The 16498-nt window shown below is 44.4% G+C and carries 13 protein-coding genes and 1 other annotated feature; of the genes, 1 reads left to right on the top strand and 12 read right to left on the bottom strand.

Features of this window, described 5'->3' with window-relative positions; translation table 11 throughout:
- Window positions 1-165: 165 nt before the first annotated feature.
- Window positions 166-468, bottom strand: a binding site (T-box leader).
- 79 nt (window positions 469-547) lie between these two features.
- Window positions 548-820 (bottom strand): hypothetical protein, encoded by a 273-nt coding sequence (locus tag DXD92_RS09905; RefSeq protein ID WP_022461797.1) that lies wholly within the window; start codon window positions 818-820, stop codon window positions 548-550.
- A gap of 20 nt (window positions 821-840) precedes the next feature.
- Window positions 841-1671, bottom strand: a complete 831-nt coding sequence (locus DXD92_RS09900; protein WP_055219937.1) for an alpha/beta hydrolase — start codon at window positions 1669-1671, stop codon at window positions 841-843.
- A 331-nt stretch (window positions 1672-2002) separates the two neighbouring features.
- Between DXD92_RS09900 and DXD92_RS09895 the strand changes: the two genes are divergently transcribed.
- Window positions 2003-2818, top strand: coding sequence for a Cof-type HAD-IIB family hydrolase (locus DXD92_RS09895; protein WP_117509860.1), 816 nt, complete (start codon window positions 2003-2005; stop codon window positions 2816-2818).
- A 55-nt stretch (window positions 2819-2873) separates the two neighbouring features.
- Here the strand turns inward: DXD92_RS09895 and DXD92_RS09890 are convergent, their stop codons facing one another.
- The 10 genes from DXD92_RS09890 to DXD92_RS09845 form a co-directional block, all read right to left on the bottom strand.
- Entirely contained in the window at window positions 2874-3914 is a 1041-nt protein-coding gene (locus DXD92_RS09890) for a YeiH family protein (RefSeq protein ID WP_118640484.1), read from the bottom strand.
- A gap of 66 nt (window positions 3915-3980) precedes the next feature.
- On the bottom strand, window positions 3981-5330 hold the full coding sequence (locus tag DXD92_RS09885) for an MATE family efflux transporter (protein WP_118640483.1): 1350 nt from the start codon (window positions 5328-5330) through the stop codon (window positions 3981-3983).
- A gap of 116 nt (window positions 5331-5446) precedes the next feature.
- Window positions 5447-6004 carry a hypothetical protein gene (locus DXD92_RS09880; protein WP_117804929.1) on the bottom strand — a complete coding sequence of 186 codons (558 nt, stop codon included), beginning with the start codon at window positions 6002-6004 and terminating at the stop codon, window positions 5447-5449.
- A 91-nt stretch (window positions 6005-6095) separates the two neighbouring features.
- Entirely contained in the window at window positions 6096-6581 is a 486-nt protein-coding gene (locus tag DXD92_RS09875) for a hypothetical protein (protein WP_117804928.1), read from the bottom strand.
- Window positions 6582-6606: 25 nt separating this feature from the next.
- Window positions 6607-7089 carry a hypothetical protein gene (locus DXD92_RS09870; protein ID WP_117761627.1) on the bottom strand — a complete coding sequence of 161 codons (483 nt, stop codon included), beginning with the start codon at window positions 7087-7089 and terminating at the stop codon, window positions 6607-6609.
- A gap of 127 nt (window positions 7090-7216) precedes the next feature.
- Window positions 7217-7471 carry a hypothetical protein gene (locus DXD92_RS09865; RefSeq protein ID WP_055219949.1) on the bottom strand — a complete coding sequence of 85 codons (255 nt, stop codon included), beginning with the start codon at window positions 7469-7471 and terminating at the stop codon, window positions 7217-7219.
- Between the two features lie 158 nt (window positions 7472-7629).
- On the bottom strand, window positions 7630-8349 hold the full coding sequence (locus DXD92_RS09860; protein WP_118640482.1) for an N-acetylmuramoyl-L-alanine amidase: 720 nt from the start codon (window positions 8347-8349) through the stop codon (window positions 7630-7632).
- Window positions 8346-8765, bottom strand: a complete 420-nt coding sequence (locus DXD92_RS09855; protein ID WP_118640481.1) for a phage holin family protein — start codon at window positions 8763-8765, stop codon at window positions 8346-8348. Before DXD92_RS09855 ends, DXD92_RS09860 begins: the two co-directional genes overlap by 4 nt.
- A gap of 95 nt (window positions 8766-8860) precedes the next feature.
- Entirely contained in the window at window positions 8861-9346 is a 486-nt protein-coding gene (locus tag DXD92_RS09850; RefSeq protein WP_055219954.1) for a hypothetical protein, read from the bottom strand.
- A gap of 81 nt (window positions 9347-9427) precedes the next feature.
- Window positions 9428-16390: a DNRLRE domain-containing protein gene (locus DXD92_RS09845; protein ID WP_118640480.1), complete on the bottom strand. Its 6963-nt coding sequence runs from the start codon at window positions 16388-16390 to the stop codon at window positions 9428-9430.
- Window positions 16391-16498 lie beyond the last annotated feature (108 nt).

Raw genomic sequence — 16498 nt, 5'->3', positions numbered from 1 at the left:
TTATTCTTTGGGTTTTCAACATCTGAAGTCTTCCAGACGCGAGAACATTCCAGCCTGTCCGATTTTAAGCTTTTAGTCAACATTTTACGCATCTAACTCATCACTGAAGTAACGAGTTAGATGCTTCGTTTTCAAACAGAAAAAAGCCCTAAACCGCAAGCTGCAGTTTAGGGCGAATTTTTTTATCCGCGGTACCACCTAAATTCAGGAAAACTCCTGCACTCTGACACAAAGCATTTGTACCCCACGATTTTTGTATTTTGTAATACGCGTGATCTCTGCTCTCTGTACCTTCTCTGTAACGGGAGATCCCGGTGCAGCCTACGAAATAAATTTTCCCTGATGGATTTTCTTCTCTTCGGTGCACAGCTCCAAGACCGGTTCACGATAGATTCTGCAAAAAGCTTTCACCTGCCGCTTTCTCTCTGAATGCGCTCTGTCGCTACTGTTTCTTTTCGTCGCTTTTTCACTGCACTGATTGTAGCAGAAACCGGAAAAGAATGCAAGCCCGTTCCTTCCGCTTTTTCTGCATAAACGCCCGCACAGGTTACAGACCTTCCCGGTACATTCTGCTGATTGCCGCCTGGGCTTCCTCAGACTGTTTTTTCTCAATCCATGCTTTGCGGTCACTCAAAATAGCCAGCATCTCATCGACAACGTCCTCGGCGCGCGGGCTTGTGACGCGGTAGAGATAGCCGAGCATCCGCGTGGCGGTAAAGTCCGTGTTCATCTGGCGGTATGCAATTTCCCGGCAGAAGTCGTCCGGGTAACCGTTGTGTTTTAACGCACGGTACAATTCGTCATTTCTCGTTTCTGGCATTGCCTGTCTCCCTTTTTCCTTTAAACATTTACGTTTCCGCTGTTCAGGCCTTCCGTCTTTTCCTCAAGTGGCAGCCAGTCCAGTGCCTTTTTGATCCACTCATCCCAGAAATCCCATTCATGGCCACCCTTACTCTCATAGTAGACAATGTCCATGCCGCTCTCTTCCATCCGTTTATGGTAGAGACGGTTTACTTCCAGAAGTCCGTCCTCTGTTCCGCACGCCTGGAATACGGTCGGCACATTGACAGACGGATCTTTTTTCCGTGCTTCCTTTAACTGCTCGATAAGAACAGCCGGGTTTTTGTCACTCTTTGCTGCTTCGACCAGATTTCCGAAATAACCTTCTTCATGTGCAAAGCTGTCCGCTCTGCTCTCTTCCGGATTTTCCAGCACATGAAGTGCACCGGACAGGCAGATCACAGCCCCGAAGGTATCGTGATATTTCAGGCCATTTCTGAGTGCTCCAAAACCACCCATGGAAAGGCCTCCGATAAAGGTGTCTTCTCTTTTTCTGGACAGCGGAAACATTTTTCTTGTAATCTCAACCAGTTCTTCTCCGATAAACTGTCCGTGCATGGCACCGATGGACGGCTGATCCACATAAAACGCATTCTCGCCGGCCGGCATGACAACGGCAAGGTTTTTCTCCTCTGCCCATCTTTGGATTCTGGTTCCATGAACCCAGTCTGTCTCATTCCCAAAAATGCCATGCAGCAAATACAGCGTTTTAAACGGTTTTTCCTCGCGCTCCGGCTGCCCAAAGGTAAATTTGTCGACCGGCAGAATAACCTGCAGCGGTACGGTGCGCATTAAAGTTTTTGACATGAAGCTTACCTGAATAAATGCCATAATAAAAATCCCCCTGTGGATATATATTTTTCTTTATTTTACGCCTTATTTCCGCGTTTCGTCAACGTGGAGTTTTGCGTTCCTCCGGTTCCGGCTTGCACCCCGAAGCAATTCACGATATAATCATGTTTATAGCAATCCCAGAAAATAATGCAAAAAATTCAGCACTGCAGAACGTGAATTACTGCGTCACGGATTTTCGTCGTACCCCGGTACGCCTTCAAATCCGTTCCTTGTAATTCGCGCCCTGCAGCACTGCCTTTTTTGCGTTATTTTCTGGTCTTGCTATAGTTTGAATTTTTTCTGTGACAAGATAAGGAGATTTTCTATTATGATAAAGTTGATTGCAACCGATGTCGATGGAACGCTCGTCAAAGACGGCACACTTCTGATCGACCCGGAATATATGACTGTTGTTTCCAGGCTTGTCGACCAGGGCATCCATTTTGTTGTCTGTTCCGGCCGCCAGTTTTCCAGTGAACAGAAGCTTTTCGCTCCGATCAAGGACCGCCTGCTCTACATCTCCGATGGCGGAACTGTCGTGCGCACACCGGAAAAGATTCTGAAAACATATCCGATGGAAACGGCACTCTGGAAATCCATGTGCCGCATGGTACACGACGAACTTCCGTCCTGCGACTGCTTTGCCGCCACCCCGGACTACTGCCTCGCCGAAGATGCCGGAAGCCGCATGTTTCACTGGCTCCGCGACTCCTACGGCTTCGATGTCCGCGAAGTACCGGATCTATCGAAGGTAGAAAACGAGGACATTATCAAATTCACAATCTACCATCCAACCTCCTGTGAAGAGCTTTGCTCCCCAAATTTCATCCCGGCGTGGAATCATCAGGCAAAACTCGCTGTCGCCGGTAAGGAATGGTTGGACTGCAACGCCCGCGGCGTCAGCAAATGGACCGGTCTCTCATTTCTGATGAACTACTTTGGCCTTACCCCAGACGAAGTCTGCTGCTTCGGCGACAACCTGAACGACATCGAGATGCTTCAGAACGCTGGCGAAAGCTACGCCGTCTCCAACGCCCGAGCGGAAGTCATCGCCTCAGCAAAACACACCTGCCCGCCGTACTGGGAGAACGGGGTGCTGCAGGTTTTGAAAACGTTTTTGAAGGAAACGACAAACCCGTTTTGATTTAAAAAATCCAGGCATCCTATACGGATGCCTGGATTTTTAATTCTCTGTTTCTTTACAGTACCCCATGCGGCGCAATGCCGATCGCAAATTCGACTGCAATCGCTACCAGGACTACCAGCAGCGAAATGATGAATCCGTGCAGCATCGGCTTTGCGCCGGAGCGGCAGAGGGATTTGAAATCGGTGTTCAGGCCGATGGCCGCAAGGGCGGCCACCATCAGAAATTTGCTGATGGTTTTTAATGCGGCTGCTGTGCCTGCCGGGATAAGACCTAAGGAGGTCAGTGCTGACATGGCGAGAAAGCCTAAGATAAACCATGGAAAAATGGATTTGATGCTTACCTTTACGGCGGTTCCTTCTGCTGCCTGTGCTTTTCGCTTCAGATGTACGTTGATTGCGGCGAATGCCAGGACAGCCGGGATAATGGCGAGGGTTCGCGTCAGTTTTACCATGGTGGCGAAATCACCGGCAACCTCGCTGAATGCGTAACCGGTGGCAACGACGCTTGAGGTATCGTTGACCGCAGTTCCGGCCCAGAGGCCAAACGCGGCATCCGAAAGGCCCATCCAGTGACCGAGGATCGGGAATACGACAATCATGACCGTATCAAATAAAAACGTTGCGGAGAGGCCATAGGCAATGTCCATATCGGTTGCCTCGATGACCGGCGCGATTGCCGCGATCGCGGAACCGCCGCAGATACCCGTGCCGGCGTTGATGAGGCTGCTCGTCTTCCAGTTCAGTCCCATTGCTTTTCCGATCAGTGCGCCAAGGCCGAAGCACGTTGCCAGGGTAAATACCATAACCGTCAGGGAAAATCTTCCGACCGTCAGCACCGTGCGGATATTCAGGCTCGCACCGAGCAGAATAATCGCAAATTTCAGGATCTTCTTCGATGTAAATTTAATTCCCGGCGCCGTCACGCTGTTCGGCTTGTAAAAGGCGTTCACAATCATACCGATAAACATGGCGATGACCGACGCTCCGATAAAGTGCAGGCCGGCGCTCTCCTCCAGGCTTTCCAGGAATTTCGCCGCAACGGCAATCACCAGCGCAATCGCCGCTCCGGGAATCAGTTTCTTTGCGTTTTTCATAATAATAACTTCCTCCAGATGTATCGTTTTTTCTTTCTCTCTCCCCAAAACATTCCGTATTTTTCATCACGTCTGATGCTGCCACTTCCCGCTTCGATAGCGAAGGACAAAGAAAATGGCACGAACAACCCAGTCCATCGTCATGGCGACCCAGACACCGAAGACGCCGAATCCCATACGCACACCGAGCACATAGCTCATGCCGATTCTGCAGATCCACATGGAAAGAATCGAGAGAATCATGCAAAATGCCACATCATTGGACGCGCGGAGTACATTCGGCAGATTGAAGGCAATTGGCCAGATTATCATACAGCAGATGCCGTGGTAAACGATGATATCTTCCGTCATGGCTGTTGCCTCCGCAGACAGACTGTAAACGTGAAGCACCGCCGGAAGTGCCGCGATGACACCGAGACAGCAGACGATCATCATGCCATAAATGATGATGTGCAGCTTTTTCGCATAGTATTTTACCTGCTCATAGTCTCCCGCTCCCGCGCACTGTGCGCTTACGGTCAGCACTGCATTTCCGATCGCCATACCGGGCAGTGTCTGGAAGACAGCAATCGTGTTGGACACGGCATTTGCCGCGATCGACGCTGTTCCGAACTGTGTGATCATACTTAAGACCATAATTTTGCCGAGCTGGAACATACTGTTCTCGAGGCCGTTCGGAATGCCGATGCCAAGGATTTTTTTCAGCATATGGAAATCCGGTTTTAATTTCACCGGATAAGAGCACCGCACTGGATACCGCTTATTATGTACGAGAACAAATGCTGCCGCAGCCGCGTACATACGTGAAAGCAGCGTCGGAATCGCAACGCCGTCCACGCCGAATTTCAGCGCATAGACCAGAAGCGCATTTCCCGAAATATTGATCAGGTTCATGACGATGGATATTTTCATCGGCGTTTTCGAATCACCCTGCGCACGGAAAATGGCCGCACAGCCGTTGTAAACCGCCAGAAACGGAATGGAGGCCGCTACGATCATCAGATAAATATTGCAGTTTCTTTCTACCTCTGCCGTAATGTTTCCAAACACAACATGTAGAATAAACGGCTTTAAAAGATAGACCGCCGCCATGATCACAACTGACAGCGCCGTTGTCACCAGCAGAAGCTGGTCAGCTGCCTCACATGCTTTATGCGGCCGCTTCTTTCCGATATACTGGCCGCACACGACGGCTCCGCCGGTTGCAATCGCGGTGAACATGTTGATCAGCAGAATAAAGATCGTATCAATCAGCGACACACTCGACACCGCCGCCTCGCCGACACTGGATACCATAATTGAATCCGCCATGCCGACTGCGATGGCAAGAAGCTGTTCAATCAGAAGCGGCACAATCAGCTGTTTCAGATCCGCATTGGAGAACAGGTCACCATCCCGTTCCTTCAGATAATTCATCTTTTGTTTCCTCCATTTTCATACCTTCTCCGTTGATGAGTTTTTACGCATGTGTATTACACTTATGCTGTTTTTATCTTACCTGCATTTTTACGTAAAAGCAAGAAGAACCGGCATTATCTCTTTACCGGTTCTCCATTGATTGTCTGTACCAGGACTTTGTCAAATCTTGCGTATTTTTTTACTTCTTTCATCAGCGTATCGAGGTCTTTCACAATCTGCTCGCGCTTTCCTGTCGGTCCTATGAAATATTCTCTGCCGCCCATTTCCAGCGGATTTCCTGTCGTTCTTGTGCGCACACCGAAAGTAAGTCTTCTGCTTCCTCTCCGGTAATAAATTGTATAGGTACGCGGCACATAGTTGAACAGGGAACTTTCTATTTCAGAAACCGTATAAAATTCACCACTCTCTTTCGCCGCCGCATACCGCCTGTCCTTCAGGCAGTCCATTTCGGCTACAGAAATAAAGCAGATCAGATAGTCCAGAAACGAAAACACAACCAGAATCAGCGCTTCCACGATTCGCCCCGTCTTTGTTTTATCCAAAATGTGAACATAGATATCTCCGTAAAATACCGCAAAGAAAAGAATAATACTCAAAATAATCTTAATCCACGGCCAGAGACGGGATTTAATTTTCCGGTTTACTTTAAAAACATTGATCCAGTCAAGCAACTGTTTTTCCTCCAAAGCTGTAATTATACATGTATTATACTACTCTCTTTCCCCCGTAAAAACAACAGAAATCCGATCACTTCCACTCTTCTCATGCTTTATTTTCCTTATACTTGACACCGTATGAAGTGAGGAGATCACAAAATTCGTCGGCACTGATTGGCATAGTACGGACACAACTAAATTGTGACTTATCAAATATCACAAAGCTAGTAAATGGATGATATGTTGAAAAAAACAGACCACTATCTTTTTGTTTTGATACGTTAAAGAAAAAATGATTTTTATATCTTTGTATAACGGAAAAATCCTCCCATACAATTTTTTTCTTATATCCCAAAAAGGCAAGTTCCATTCCCCACTTATGGATGTAAATACGTGTTAAAGCATCTACACTTCCCCATGACACTATCCCACAAATAAACATTATTCCAAATATTACCCAAAGCTTTTGAGGCAAATTATATAATTCACATTGTTTTTTTGCATCTTCCCAAAATCTTGTCATAAGATACCCGATGCCTATTAATGTAGCAACTTGTGCAAACATAAAAAACTTACGATATCCTGCTCTCATATTTTCTCTTTAATTCCTTCGATCTTTATTTTCTTTCCGTGTACTGAACACCATATGAAGTGAGCAGTTCACAAAATTCGTCGGCGTTAAGCGGCATGGTATGAACAGAACGATTTCGCGAATTATCGAATATTACAAAACTGGTAAAGGGATGAAACATTGCCCAATACGGACCTGCATCTTTTTGTTTTGACATATTGAAGAAAAAATGATTATGATATCTTCGTATAACAGAAAATTCTTCCCATTCGATTTTTTTCTTATATTTCAAAAATGAGATCTGCATTCCCCATTCATAAATGTAAATACTGGTTAAAGTATTTATAATTCCAGCAGCCGTACCAAAAGTATAAATCATAAACCACAATATCATAAGTGCTTTATCTTGCATGTTATAAGAACTAATTTGACCTTTTCCCTCTTCCCAAAAATTCAGCATAAGGTATCCGCAGCCCATAAATACCAATATACTAAAATATTTATAAAATTTACGATATCCTGCCTTCATATTTGCCACCTACTAATTTAACTTTTTGAACATTTCCGCTTTTACAACATCAAAGTTGTCTGCGCAAAGGAATCTGCACAATTCCAGATCGTAATAGCGGCTGGCGGTGACATAGAGCTTGGTGTCGTCATCGTAGCAGTAAGCACGATAGCGGAATGGATTGAGCTTTCCGATATTTTCTCCGCTGGTATCGGTCAGACCGGTCTGTTTTCCCCATATTTAAAACGAGCATTACCTCTATTAGAAATATAATACTTGTTTTTAATGAATATGCATGGAACTCATCTTTTCCATTTACCCATATACTCACCACATAGTAATTAATAATAACACACAGAATCAAATCTACACCTGTACCAAATTTTCCCCATATTACTTTCATACAATTTTCTCCTCGTTATTTCTTTCGACTGTGCAATATTCGCACCACTTGTATCCATGGTATTTACCAGTTCTCCCCCTGCATCGTAAGAATAGTTTACTCCCTGCTTTCCATCGCTGTCAATCCGTCCGATGACATCGTTTTGCAAAGATGGGATTTTATACTCTTCCCCCGTAAAAACAATATGCTTTATGGCAGTTGATCCATCCCGCTCCCGACAGCAGTCTGCCCCAGCTTTTGTTTCTGATTTCTGTGATCGTATAGCTTCCCTGGTCTTTGATGACTCCCACCACCGGGTATTCTACTCCGGGACCTGTGCGGATGTTGAGCGCCGGGTCTGTTACACGGTAGATGCCGGGATTGTATTCACTTTTCTCACTGCCGTCTTCTGTTTCCCGAATCAGACGCTGGAACCGCTCCCAGTCTCCCCGCTTCTGAATCTGGGACGGGCAGTTTTTGCTGCAGATGTCGTAATGCCGGTAAACTGCATCTGATGGAATCCCCGTCCCGTTCATCAGGTTTTTCACCAGCTCCACCGTATGTAAAAATGCGGTTTCGTAATCATATCCTTTCTGCACGCACATCTCAACCGCGATGCTGTTCCGGTTTCCATATCTGCCGAATAGATTTTTACTTCCATAATTTCTCCCGACATGCCAGCATCCTCTGCTGTGCGGCGCAGCCTGATAAGCGATCTCCCCGTCATCTACGTAATAATGCGCCGACATAATCTGAAAATTTCCCTGGTACTGCGCTCTTGCATGCGCGCGGGCATCGGCTCCGGCGGCAAAATTGTCTGTATTGTGTACCACAATACACTGCGGATGATTTTCCGACCATGTATTCTGGTTGCTACAATAGCTTCTGTCAACCCTCATTTACTCTGCTCCTCCTTTCTCAGCACATCAATCCTTGACCGCAGAACCTCAGGGATTTTCACACCCATCAGCCCTGCATTTTCCAAGATCGAAACCGCTTCATTTAAAATAAATCCAATGCAGACGGCATCCCGCAGGTAATTCGTCTGTGTGAGCTGATCCAGTTTTTCCGCGACCAGCACAAAGAACAGCATCATCCCTTTTCTGCAAAGCCCTTTCCATCCCGCACGGCTCTCCAACGTTCCGTTTTCAGATTTCGGACTCTTTTTAAAAACAACAGGAAGCAGAACACCTCCTGTGATCCAGTCAATTGCCATGAAGCAGACCAGCGTTTCCAGCGCAGCATCCCAGCCTCCAAACTGTGCCGCAAGGAAGCTGCCTGCTACGGCAAGGATCGTGCGATAAATTGATTTCATTGGCATTTCCTTCTTTCTTTTTCTAAATTTGCATATAAAAAGGGAAGTGGCTGGTAATTCGTGGATCTTACGGCCACTTCCACTCTTTTTGTATGTTATTTACTTTCCGTATACTTGACACCGTATGAAGTGAGGAGTTCACAAAATTCGTCGGCGCTGAGCGGTATGATTCCCCAGCCCGGTCCGCGGAACTTGTCGAATATCATGATACTGGTAAATGGGTGATAGGTACACCAGAACAAACTGTCATCTTTCTGTTTCGATATGTTGAAGAAAAAATGATCATTGTATCTTTGTATCACAGTAAAATCTTCCCATTCTATCTTTTTTTCATAGCCCCAAAAAGATAACATTATTCCCCATTCATAAATATAAATTCGTTTTAGTAGAAATGTCACAGTTCCATAAGCTGCTATGCTTAAAAAGAACATTATTCCTAGAAACACTATGATACTTGTTTTTAATGAATAGGCGTGGAACGCATCTTTTTCATTTACCCACAGGCTCACCCACCAATAACTACTAATAGCACACACAATCAGGTCTACGCCGGTACCAAATTTTCCCCATACTACTTTCATACAATCTTCTCCTCGTTATTTCTTACGCTTTGCCTTTGTACAAAACTATTTTTCTTCGCGCAAAGGCATCTTAAAACTTTTCTATCTAAGCGCTGGAAGTCCTATATTTTGCATTTTTCTGGAAATTGCAGGCTTATTACTCTGCCAGTTCTTCTTTTTCCCCCCAACTTTTTTTGTACTAAAGTTGATGTTGCTGTTTTTCTTAAGTGTTGATCCATTTTTATTTGCCTGTTTCTTGGGTTTTCCAAACACTCCATCCAAAACACCGCTTTTGGGATAGCTCAGTAATGGAGACTGAAAAAAGTCTGTAAAAGCACCCAATGCATTCTCAATAGTTTCATTTTTTACATATGCGTTATACGTTTTAGGTTCTAACAAGGTCATTATAGCATCGTAAAATCCTGCCCCCATTGCTCTTGCCATATCTCCTGATTCCTGATACTCTAAATATCCTCCTTTCAAACCACTTACTACTACTGAAAAGATAATTCCTTGGCTATCTCCCAAAACACTACTGATTGCACTTTCTATGGCCACCTCTGCAATTCCTTCTAAGGTTACTTTCTCATTCGCCATTCCGCACTGTACCGCATATACAAATACATCTTTTAAGATATTCCATGCTACTTTTCTGGGATCGATTCCTGGGAATGCCAGCATTAAAATTCCAAAATCACCATCATCATCTACCGCATTCACCGGATTGTTGCAACAGTACACATAAAGGTTCTTTCCATTCATGCTAAACATTTTCGCTTTTACAGCATCAAAGTTGTCCGCACAAAGGAATCTGCACAATTCCGGATCATAATAACGGCTGGCGGTGACATAGAGTTTGGTATCGTCATCGTAGCAGTAAGCACGATAACGGAATGGGTTTAGTTTTCCGATATTTTCTCCGCTGATATCGGTCAGACCAGTCTGTTTTCCCCATGCATCGTAAGAATAGTTTACTACCTGTTTTCCATCGCTGTCAATCAGTCCTATGACATCATTCTGGCTGTTGTACAAGTAATAATACTCTTTTTCTCCCTTTTTCAGCATCAGCGGGGATTTATCCGCACCGTAAACAAACTGAACCAGTACATCTCCATACTTCGTTCCCATCAGTTTGTTTCCGCACCAGTAGTTCTTATGGCTGATTCCGTTCAGGTCTTTCCACTGGACTCTGTGTCCTTCGCTGTCGTAATGGTAAACTGCTTTCTTTCCGTTTAAGGTCAGACTCTGCAGCAGGCTTCCTCTGTACCAGGTCAGTGTTCTTCCCTGATAAGCTGTAATGTTGCCGACCGCATCATAGGAAATGCTGCTGCCATTATAGGAAATAAGCTGATCTTTCCATCCTGAAGCACGGTAGGTAAACAGATCTGTCTTTACCGCATTGCCCAGTGCTCCCGTTGTATAGGAATACTCTTTTCTGGACGTCATATTCATTCCGGCATCGTAGGTATACGTAATACTCTTATTTTCCCATGCAGAATCCACACGGGTCAGTTCACTCAAAGCATTATACGTATATTTTACTTTCTGAACACCATTCTCGGAAATCGTAACAATATTTCCCACAGCATCATAAACAAAGGACAGTTTCTTTCCGTTATTGTTGATTTCTTTGAGAAGCAAGGTTGTAATTCCCGCTTTTCTTCCCGGCACAAAGGTATAGTCGACCGGATATGTTTTGTCCTTCAGATGAATGGTTTTTCTGGTAACACGACATAACGTGTCAAAGGTATACGAAATTTTGACTGCATCATTTACCTTGATCTGATAAATCACATCCGGTGCCTGTGCTTTTCCAACCTCTCCAAATACGCACGATGTTGAAATTTTGCTGTCATCAATCTGATGTACCATGCCTGTGCGTCTGTTCTTGTTGTCATACTGAATGCGCGCCGTTTCTCCATCTGTTGTGCGGTATCCTGCCATTCTCTGGATCATGTCATAGTCAAAGAAAATCTTTCTGTCGTTTTCCAGATCCTCATGGTAAAATACATTTCCATAGTCATCATAGATATTTCGGAAGACTGTCGTTCCATTCCACTTCTGCTCCACGATCTGCTCGTACTTGTCATAGCTGTTTTTCAGCACTTCTCCTGTCGCATACTTTACTTCGCTGAGCGGTCCGTCCGACGGAAGATAATCGTATTCTTCCAGTGCATTTCCGCCTGCCAGAATTCTGGTCTGATTTCCGAGGAAATCATATTCATAGGTATACTCGAATCCATTGTGGGCAATCGTTTTTAACCGGTCACCTTCATCATACGTATAACCCAGTTTTACCGTATTTGTTCCATCAGAAGCCGTCGCACCGGTCAGAAGGTCATTCTTGGTATCATACGTATACGTTACCTTATTCCCTTTTGCATCGGTAACTCCCGTCAGCAGGCGTTCTTTGCTGTCGTATTCGTTTGTTGTTACAAATCCTCTGGCATCTGTCAGTGTTTTTACATTTCGGCCGGTTGCCGTGTAGGTATACTGCGCCGTCATACGTTCGCTGCATTTCTCCAAAATAAATTCCTGTGGACTCATGGCTTCTACTGTTGGATATGCTCCGTTAATTGCTGTATTCTCTTCATGTGAGAGACTTGGAATCATAAAATACCGGCTGTTCTGTTTGATGCAATAATTATTTTTATCCTCTTCACTCACTTCAAACCAGAATTTCTGTTTGCTGTCCGATGTATTTTTCACCTGCAGCGTGAGTGTTCCATCCGAAGCCATAGAAAGTGCTTTTCCCTCTGCATTGGCCGGTTCCAGGAAAAATCCACCTGTTTCATCTCCATGAATCAGAAACATCTGTGCTTCTTTTCCTAAATACCGATTCTGAACAACTGTTGATCCCGCTGTTGTTCCATTTACCTGCATATACTGTCCACTGTATCCAAGACGCATCATATAAATCCCGCCGGAAATCGGCTGGTCACTCTTTCGTTCATATGCAACAGGCTCAAAATACCACTGCTGATTCGGATGTGTTTCTGACTGATCCCAAATCTGTAACTGAATCGAATTATCAAGCTGTGCTCTCGGAAGATCAATCGCTTTTTTGTCCTTAGAAATTTTACTTGTGATCAAATACATTCCTTCTCCTACTGGTTTGATACGAAATTTCTGTGAATCTTTGTTTGCGTATGCAGCTAACTTCGCCTTTGCCCCATTTGCATCCGTTCCGATATCCAGTACATATGTCTCATTTCCGTCAAATGCTTTGAAAATAATATATCCTTCTCCGGCATCCTCAATACGCCATTTCTGCTCCGAACTTCCCGAAAACTCATACTGCTGAACTGCTGCTCCATCTTTATTAGATGCATCTTTTACATCGATATACTTACCAGATTTTCTGTGGCGAATATAATAACTTCTGCCAGCCATTACCGACGTACTTACCCTGTCATGATGAATCACTACGTCCTGCGGATTTCCCTTGTTATCATAGGTATAACGGTACTGAACTCCCTCTGAATTTCTTGCCGCTGTCATATTTTTCTTTCCATCATATTCATACTCAAACGAAGAGCCGGTCACTTTAACCATTTTGGAAAGCAGGTCTGTTTTGTTGCAGATAAATGCATTCTGCTCCGCTGCTGTCTTGGCACTTACAATATTTCCATTTGCATCATACACGTAACTTTCCGCATCATCACGGATCAGCTGTAAGCCGGTAAAGAATGCATCATTCTGCTGTTTCTGGTATTCGAGATAGATCTGAATGGATTCGTAGGTCTTATTTGTTGTGGAACCATCTTTCCTGGTCAGGATTACGCCATTGACAAACTGCCACTCTGTCACATACGGATTGCAGTTCACAATTGTCTCTGTCGTTGTTTTGTCGGTAAAATGAACCACTGCACGAACACGGAAGGTTCGGCCCGGAATGGCGTCTGCTTTCACACTGCATCCGAGCACAAATACATCGCCTTCTTTTCCGCTCACCTTTACGGTTTGCATCAGGCTCTTATCTTTGGACAAGTTACCTCGTAATCTTGCACATTTACCTTTAACTGAATCTGTTACAATCTGGTCTGCACTTTCTCCCTGACTTAATTTCCAGCCATATTCCCCTGTTGTGTCAAATGTATCTTCGAAAAATGCATCGTGCAGCATGTTAAATTTGTTTGCTGCCATTGATTTTTCCAACTGGAAACAGGAAAAACAAGCCCATCCCTGCATATTATCCAAGAAAAACGCGGTAGTTACCTCCGTCTGAGATGCAATCGTAATAGTTACCGATACACGAGTCCATTCATCCGAATCTGTATCTTTCACCTCTGTTACCAGATCCATTTTCTCTGTATTTCCGGAAGAAAGTAAAATTCCGGCACCGCATTCGGAACGCTTTTTCTCCGGATCTGGTACACATTTTTCAACCTTAACATAACAGGAAAAAGTATAAGTTCCTTTTTCTAACGTATACGTTTTAGAGTATCCATATCTACCATTTACGGTATCTTTATTTATTGTACAAAAAGTTCCCGAAGGGAATCCCCCTAACGCTCTAAATCCAATAACTGCATTTTCATTTCCTGTGTTAATCTGATTCCACTGTAATAAAAATGGTTCTGGATCCATTCGGTTCCTGACGGCTTTCTGTAAAGTTCCTGTCATGCTCAGCTTGTTATTCTTTCGTCCTTCCCGTAAAAACTGATAACTGTTTGCAGCACCATCTTCATCCGACACATCCGCCGGGCAGCCGAAATTGTCAAAGTGGTAGGTAAACTTTCGATTATCACCTGTCCGACTGATTTCTCCATCCAATCCCTGTGTTTCAAACACCGTAGTATTTCCATTTCGATAGGAAATTTTCATTCTCTGCCCATTCTGTGGTCCTGTATGTTCAAAAACTTCTGACACTCGTTTTACTCCGCAGTCATCCTGGTACTTATATGAAATCTGTCGCCCATCATTATTCTGTACGCTCACCAGAATATCTCCATCGTAGAAAAATTCCGTACTTTTATTATCCGGATAACTAATTCTGGTCAGATGTCCTGCACTGTCATAGGAAAAATAAATGCTTCTTCCATTCGCATTCAGATTGCCCAGATTATTATCTTTTCCATATCTGAAGTCCATTCTTGCACCGGTAGGATCAATCAGATATGCCAGATAGTTACCTGCTGTGGACGGACCATACTGCGCTTTCTGCAGATTTCCGTTGGAATCCTTGATACTCCGCATGTATTTGTCCTGACCAAACGCATATTCCCAGCCGTTTTTGTCCTTCATGATGTAATAAGAATCTCCGTCAGAAGAACTTGTCTGCGTCAGCTCATATCCAAAGCCATCTTCATCCTTTAATTTATTTCCATCCGCTGTGTCTTTATAAAAGTAATGTCGGGTTCCGTCTCCATCTGTGTAGACATACGGGAAGTTTGCGTTTCCTGTGGCTTCCATTTCCTGGATGAAGTTCATTCTCCAGCCTTTTCCCATACGGTTGTTTTTACTCCGTTCTGACAGATTATACACATGACGGATATGAATCGGCAGCAGCCCACCGCTGGTTGACGCATCTTCATGCACCCATACAAGGTTTCCATTGAAGTCATTAACATAGCCATGGCCTGCGCGTCCGGCATCCTGCTCATGGTAGCTGTAATAGTCCTCGAGTCCTGTTGTACTACGGTAATAAAAGATTCCTTGCGGGAAATACTCGGAAGTAATTCCATAAGAGTTATTGGATGGATAATCAGAAGAAATGAAAACGGCTTCCTGATATGGTGTCTCATTCTGTGCCGTGATAACAATTCCATGATTTACCCCTGTGTTGTACCACTCACGCACCAGTTTTGTTACGTTGAATCCGCACGGTGTAACGGTAATTGTATTACCGGACTGTACCTGCTTTACACTGCAGTAATCCAGTACATTCGACTGATATGCCGGCTGATTGTTCCATGTGGTTGATCCCGGATTCCATCCTCCCGTTACTTTATGGGCGGTAATAAAAAACGGCTGGTTGCTGTCCGAAGAATACCGGTACTGCCATACATAGATTTTTGCATCGTAGATAACCGCTCCAGGTTCCATTGCAGGCAAGCTGGTAAATTTCAGGAAAGAACGGCATTTTCCATATTCCCGGTTATGGCCTACGGTAAAAGAACCATAAGAAGCTACCACCGCGCTGTCCGGACTTTTTTCTCGGACAAACGTATCGTCAATTGCCCTATTTGTTTTCGAGGTTTCTGCCGATGGATCAATCACAACCGGATATACTCGGTTTTCGTCCTGAAGCCATGTCTGATCCGGTACGACGCTTAAAATACTGCAATGCTGCTCCGCATCGGTTTCCAGTTCATAGTGTACCTGTTCCGAATAATTTCCGGCTGCATCGTACATACACGGCGGGGCAAAATAATAAAAAACTTCTTCTGTTTCTTCATCAATCAGGTCAATTCCTCCGTCTTCCCGAATGACAATCATCATCCCCGGGAACTGCAGGGAAAACGAATATTCAAGAGCTGCTGCTTTTACCGATTTTAAGATCAGGTTTTCTTTTACCTGTTCTCCGATGATTTTGTATTCGAGATCTACATTCTCTGCAATCTCTGCATAATGTCCGGCAGCCACAAGACCCGGAACACTCATTTTTTCCTGATTTTCCTGCTCCACGCTTTTTTCTTCTGTTTTCTGCACTGCGGCTCTGTTCTGCATTCCTTCTTCTGTCGGATAGAGATTTTCCGGCTGAAATACAGCTTCACGCTTCTGTGCCTGTACTGCCGCCTGGCTTCGGATGTTCTGTTTTTTCTGCTTTTCTGCCAGAAATCCCCAGCTCAGTTTTCTTCCCGTTTTTTCAATAGTAACCATTTCATTTGCATTACTGCTTTCTGCAAAATGGACTTTTACCCGGGATGCATGGTTCTGATAACCGTTTTCTGTTTTTTCCAGTCTGTTATCAATTTCCTTCCACTCTTCTCCTTCTTTATAATGAACCGGGTATCCGTAAATGACGGCTGCACCGCCATGATTTTCTGTTCGGAAGTTTTTGGTAAAACGGTCTCGTTTCTGTAAAATTTCCGCGATTACGCGATCTGTTTTCTGACTCATTTTAATTTCTCCTTTTTCTTCATCCTGTATTGTTTCTGGTTTCGTAAATACTTTATCTGCGCGCTTCTGATAAAGTTCTAAATTTAGAGAATCACCTATTGACTTTTC

The organism is Blautia sp. TM10-2 (assembly GCF_003480845.1).
Lineage (GTDB): Bacteria > Bacillota > Clostridia > Lachnospirales > Lachnospiraceae > Fusicatenibacter > Fusicatenibacter saccharivorans.
This window is presented reverse-complemented; position numbering and strand designations above follow the sequence as displayed.

What these genes read in the sequence shown, in the direction of transcription:
- DXD92_RS09905 (WP_022461797.1), bottom strand. Translation starts at nt 820, where the DNA reads ATGCCAGAAACGAGAAATGACGAATTGTACCGTGCGTTAAAACACAAC.
- DXD92_RS09900 (WP_055219937.1), bottom strand. Translation starts at nt 1,671, where the DNA reads ATGGCATTTATTCAGGTAAGCTTCATGTCAAAAACTTTAATGCGCACC.
- DXD92_RS09895 (WP_117509860.1), top strand. Translation starts at nt 2,003, where the DNA reads ATGATAAAGTTGATTGCAACCGATGTCGATGGAACGCTCGTCAAAGAC.
- DXD92_RS09890 (WP_118640484.1), bottom strand. Translation starts at nt 3,914, where the DNA reads ATGAAAAACGCAAAGAAACTGATTCCCGGAGCGGCGATTGCGCTGGTG.
- DXD92_RS09885 (WP_118640483.1), bottom strand. Translation starts at nt 5,330, where the DNA reads ATGAATTATCTGAAGGAACGGGATGGTGACCTGTTCTCCAATGCGGAT.
- DXD92_RS09875 (WP_117804928.1), bottom strand. Translation starts at nt 6,581, where the DNA reads ATGAGAGCAGGATATCGTAAGTTTTTTATGTTTGCACAAGTTGCTACA.
- DXD92_RS09870 (WP_117761627.1), bottom strand. Translation starts at nt 7,089, where the DNA reads ATGAAGGCAGGATATCGTAAATTTTATAAATATTTTAGTATATTGGTA.
- DXD92_RS09865 (WP_055219949.1), bottom strand. Translation starts at nt 7,471, where the DNA reads ATGAAAGTAATATGGGGAAAATTTGGTACAGGTGTAGATTTGATTCTG.
- DXD92_RS09860 (WP_118640482.1), bottom strand. Translation starts at nt 8,349, where the DNA reads ATGAGGGTTGACAGAAGCTATTGTAGCAACCAGAATACATGGTCGGAA.
- DXD92_RS09855 (WP_118640481.1), bottom strand. Translation starts at nt 8,765, where the DNA reads ATGAAATCAATTTATCGCACGATCCTTGCCGTAGCAGGCAGCTTCCTT.
- DXD92_RS09850 (WP_055219954.1), bottom strand. Translation starts at nt 9,346, where the DNA reads ATGAAAGTAGTATGGGGAAAATTTGGTACCGGCGTAGACCTGATTGTG.
- DXD92_RS09845 (WP_118640480.1), bottom strand. Translation starts at nt 16,390, where the DNA reads ATGAGTCAGAAAACAGATCGCGTAATCGCGGAAATTTTACAGAAACGA.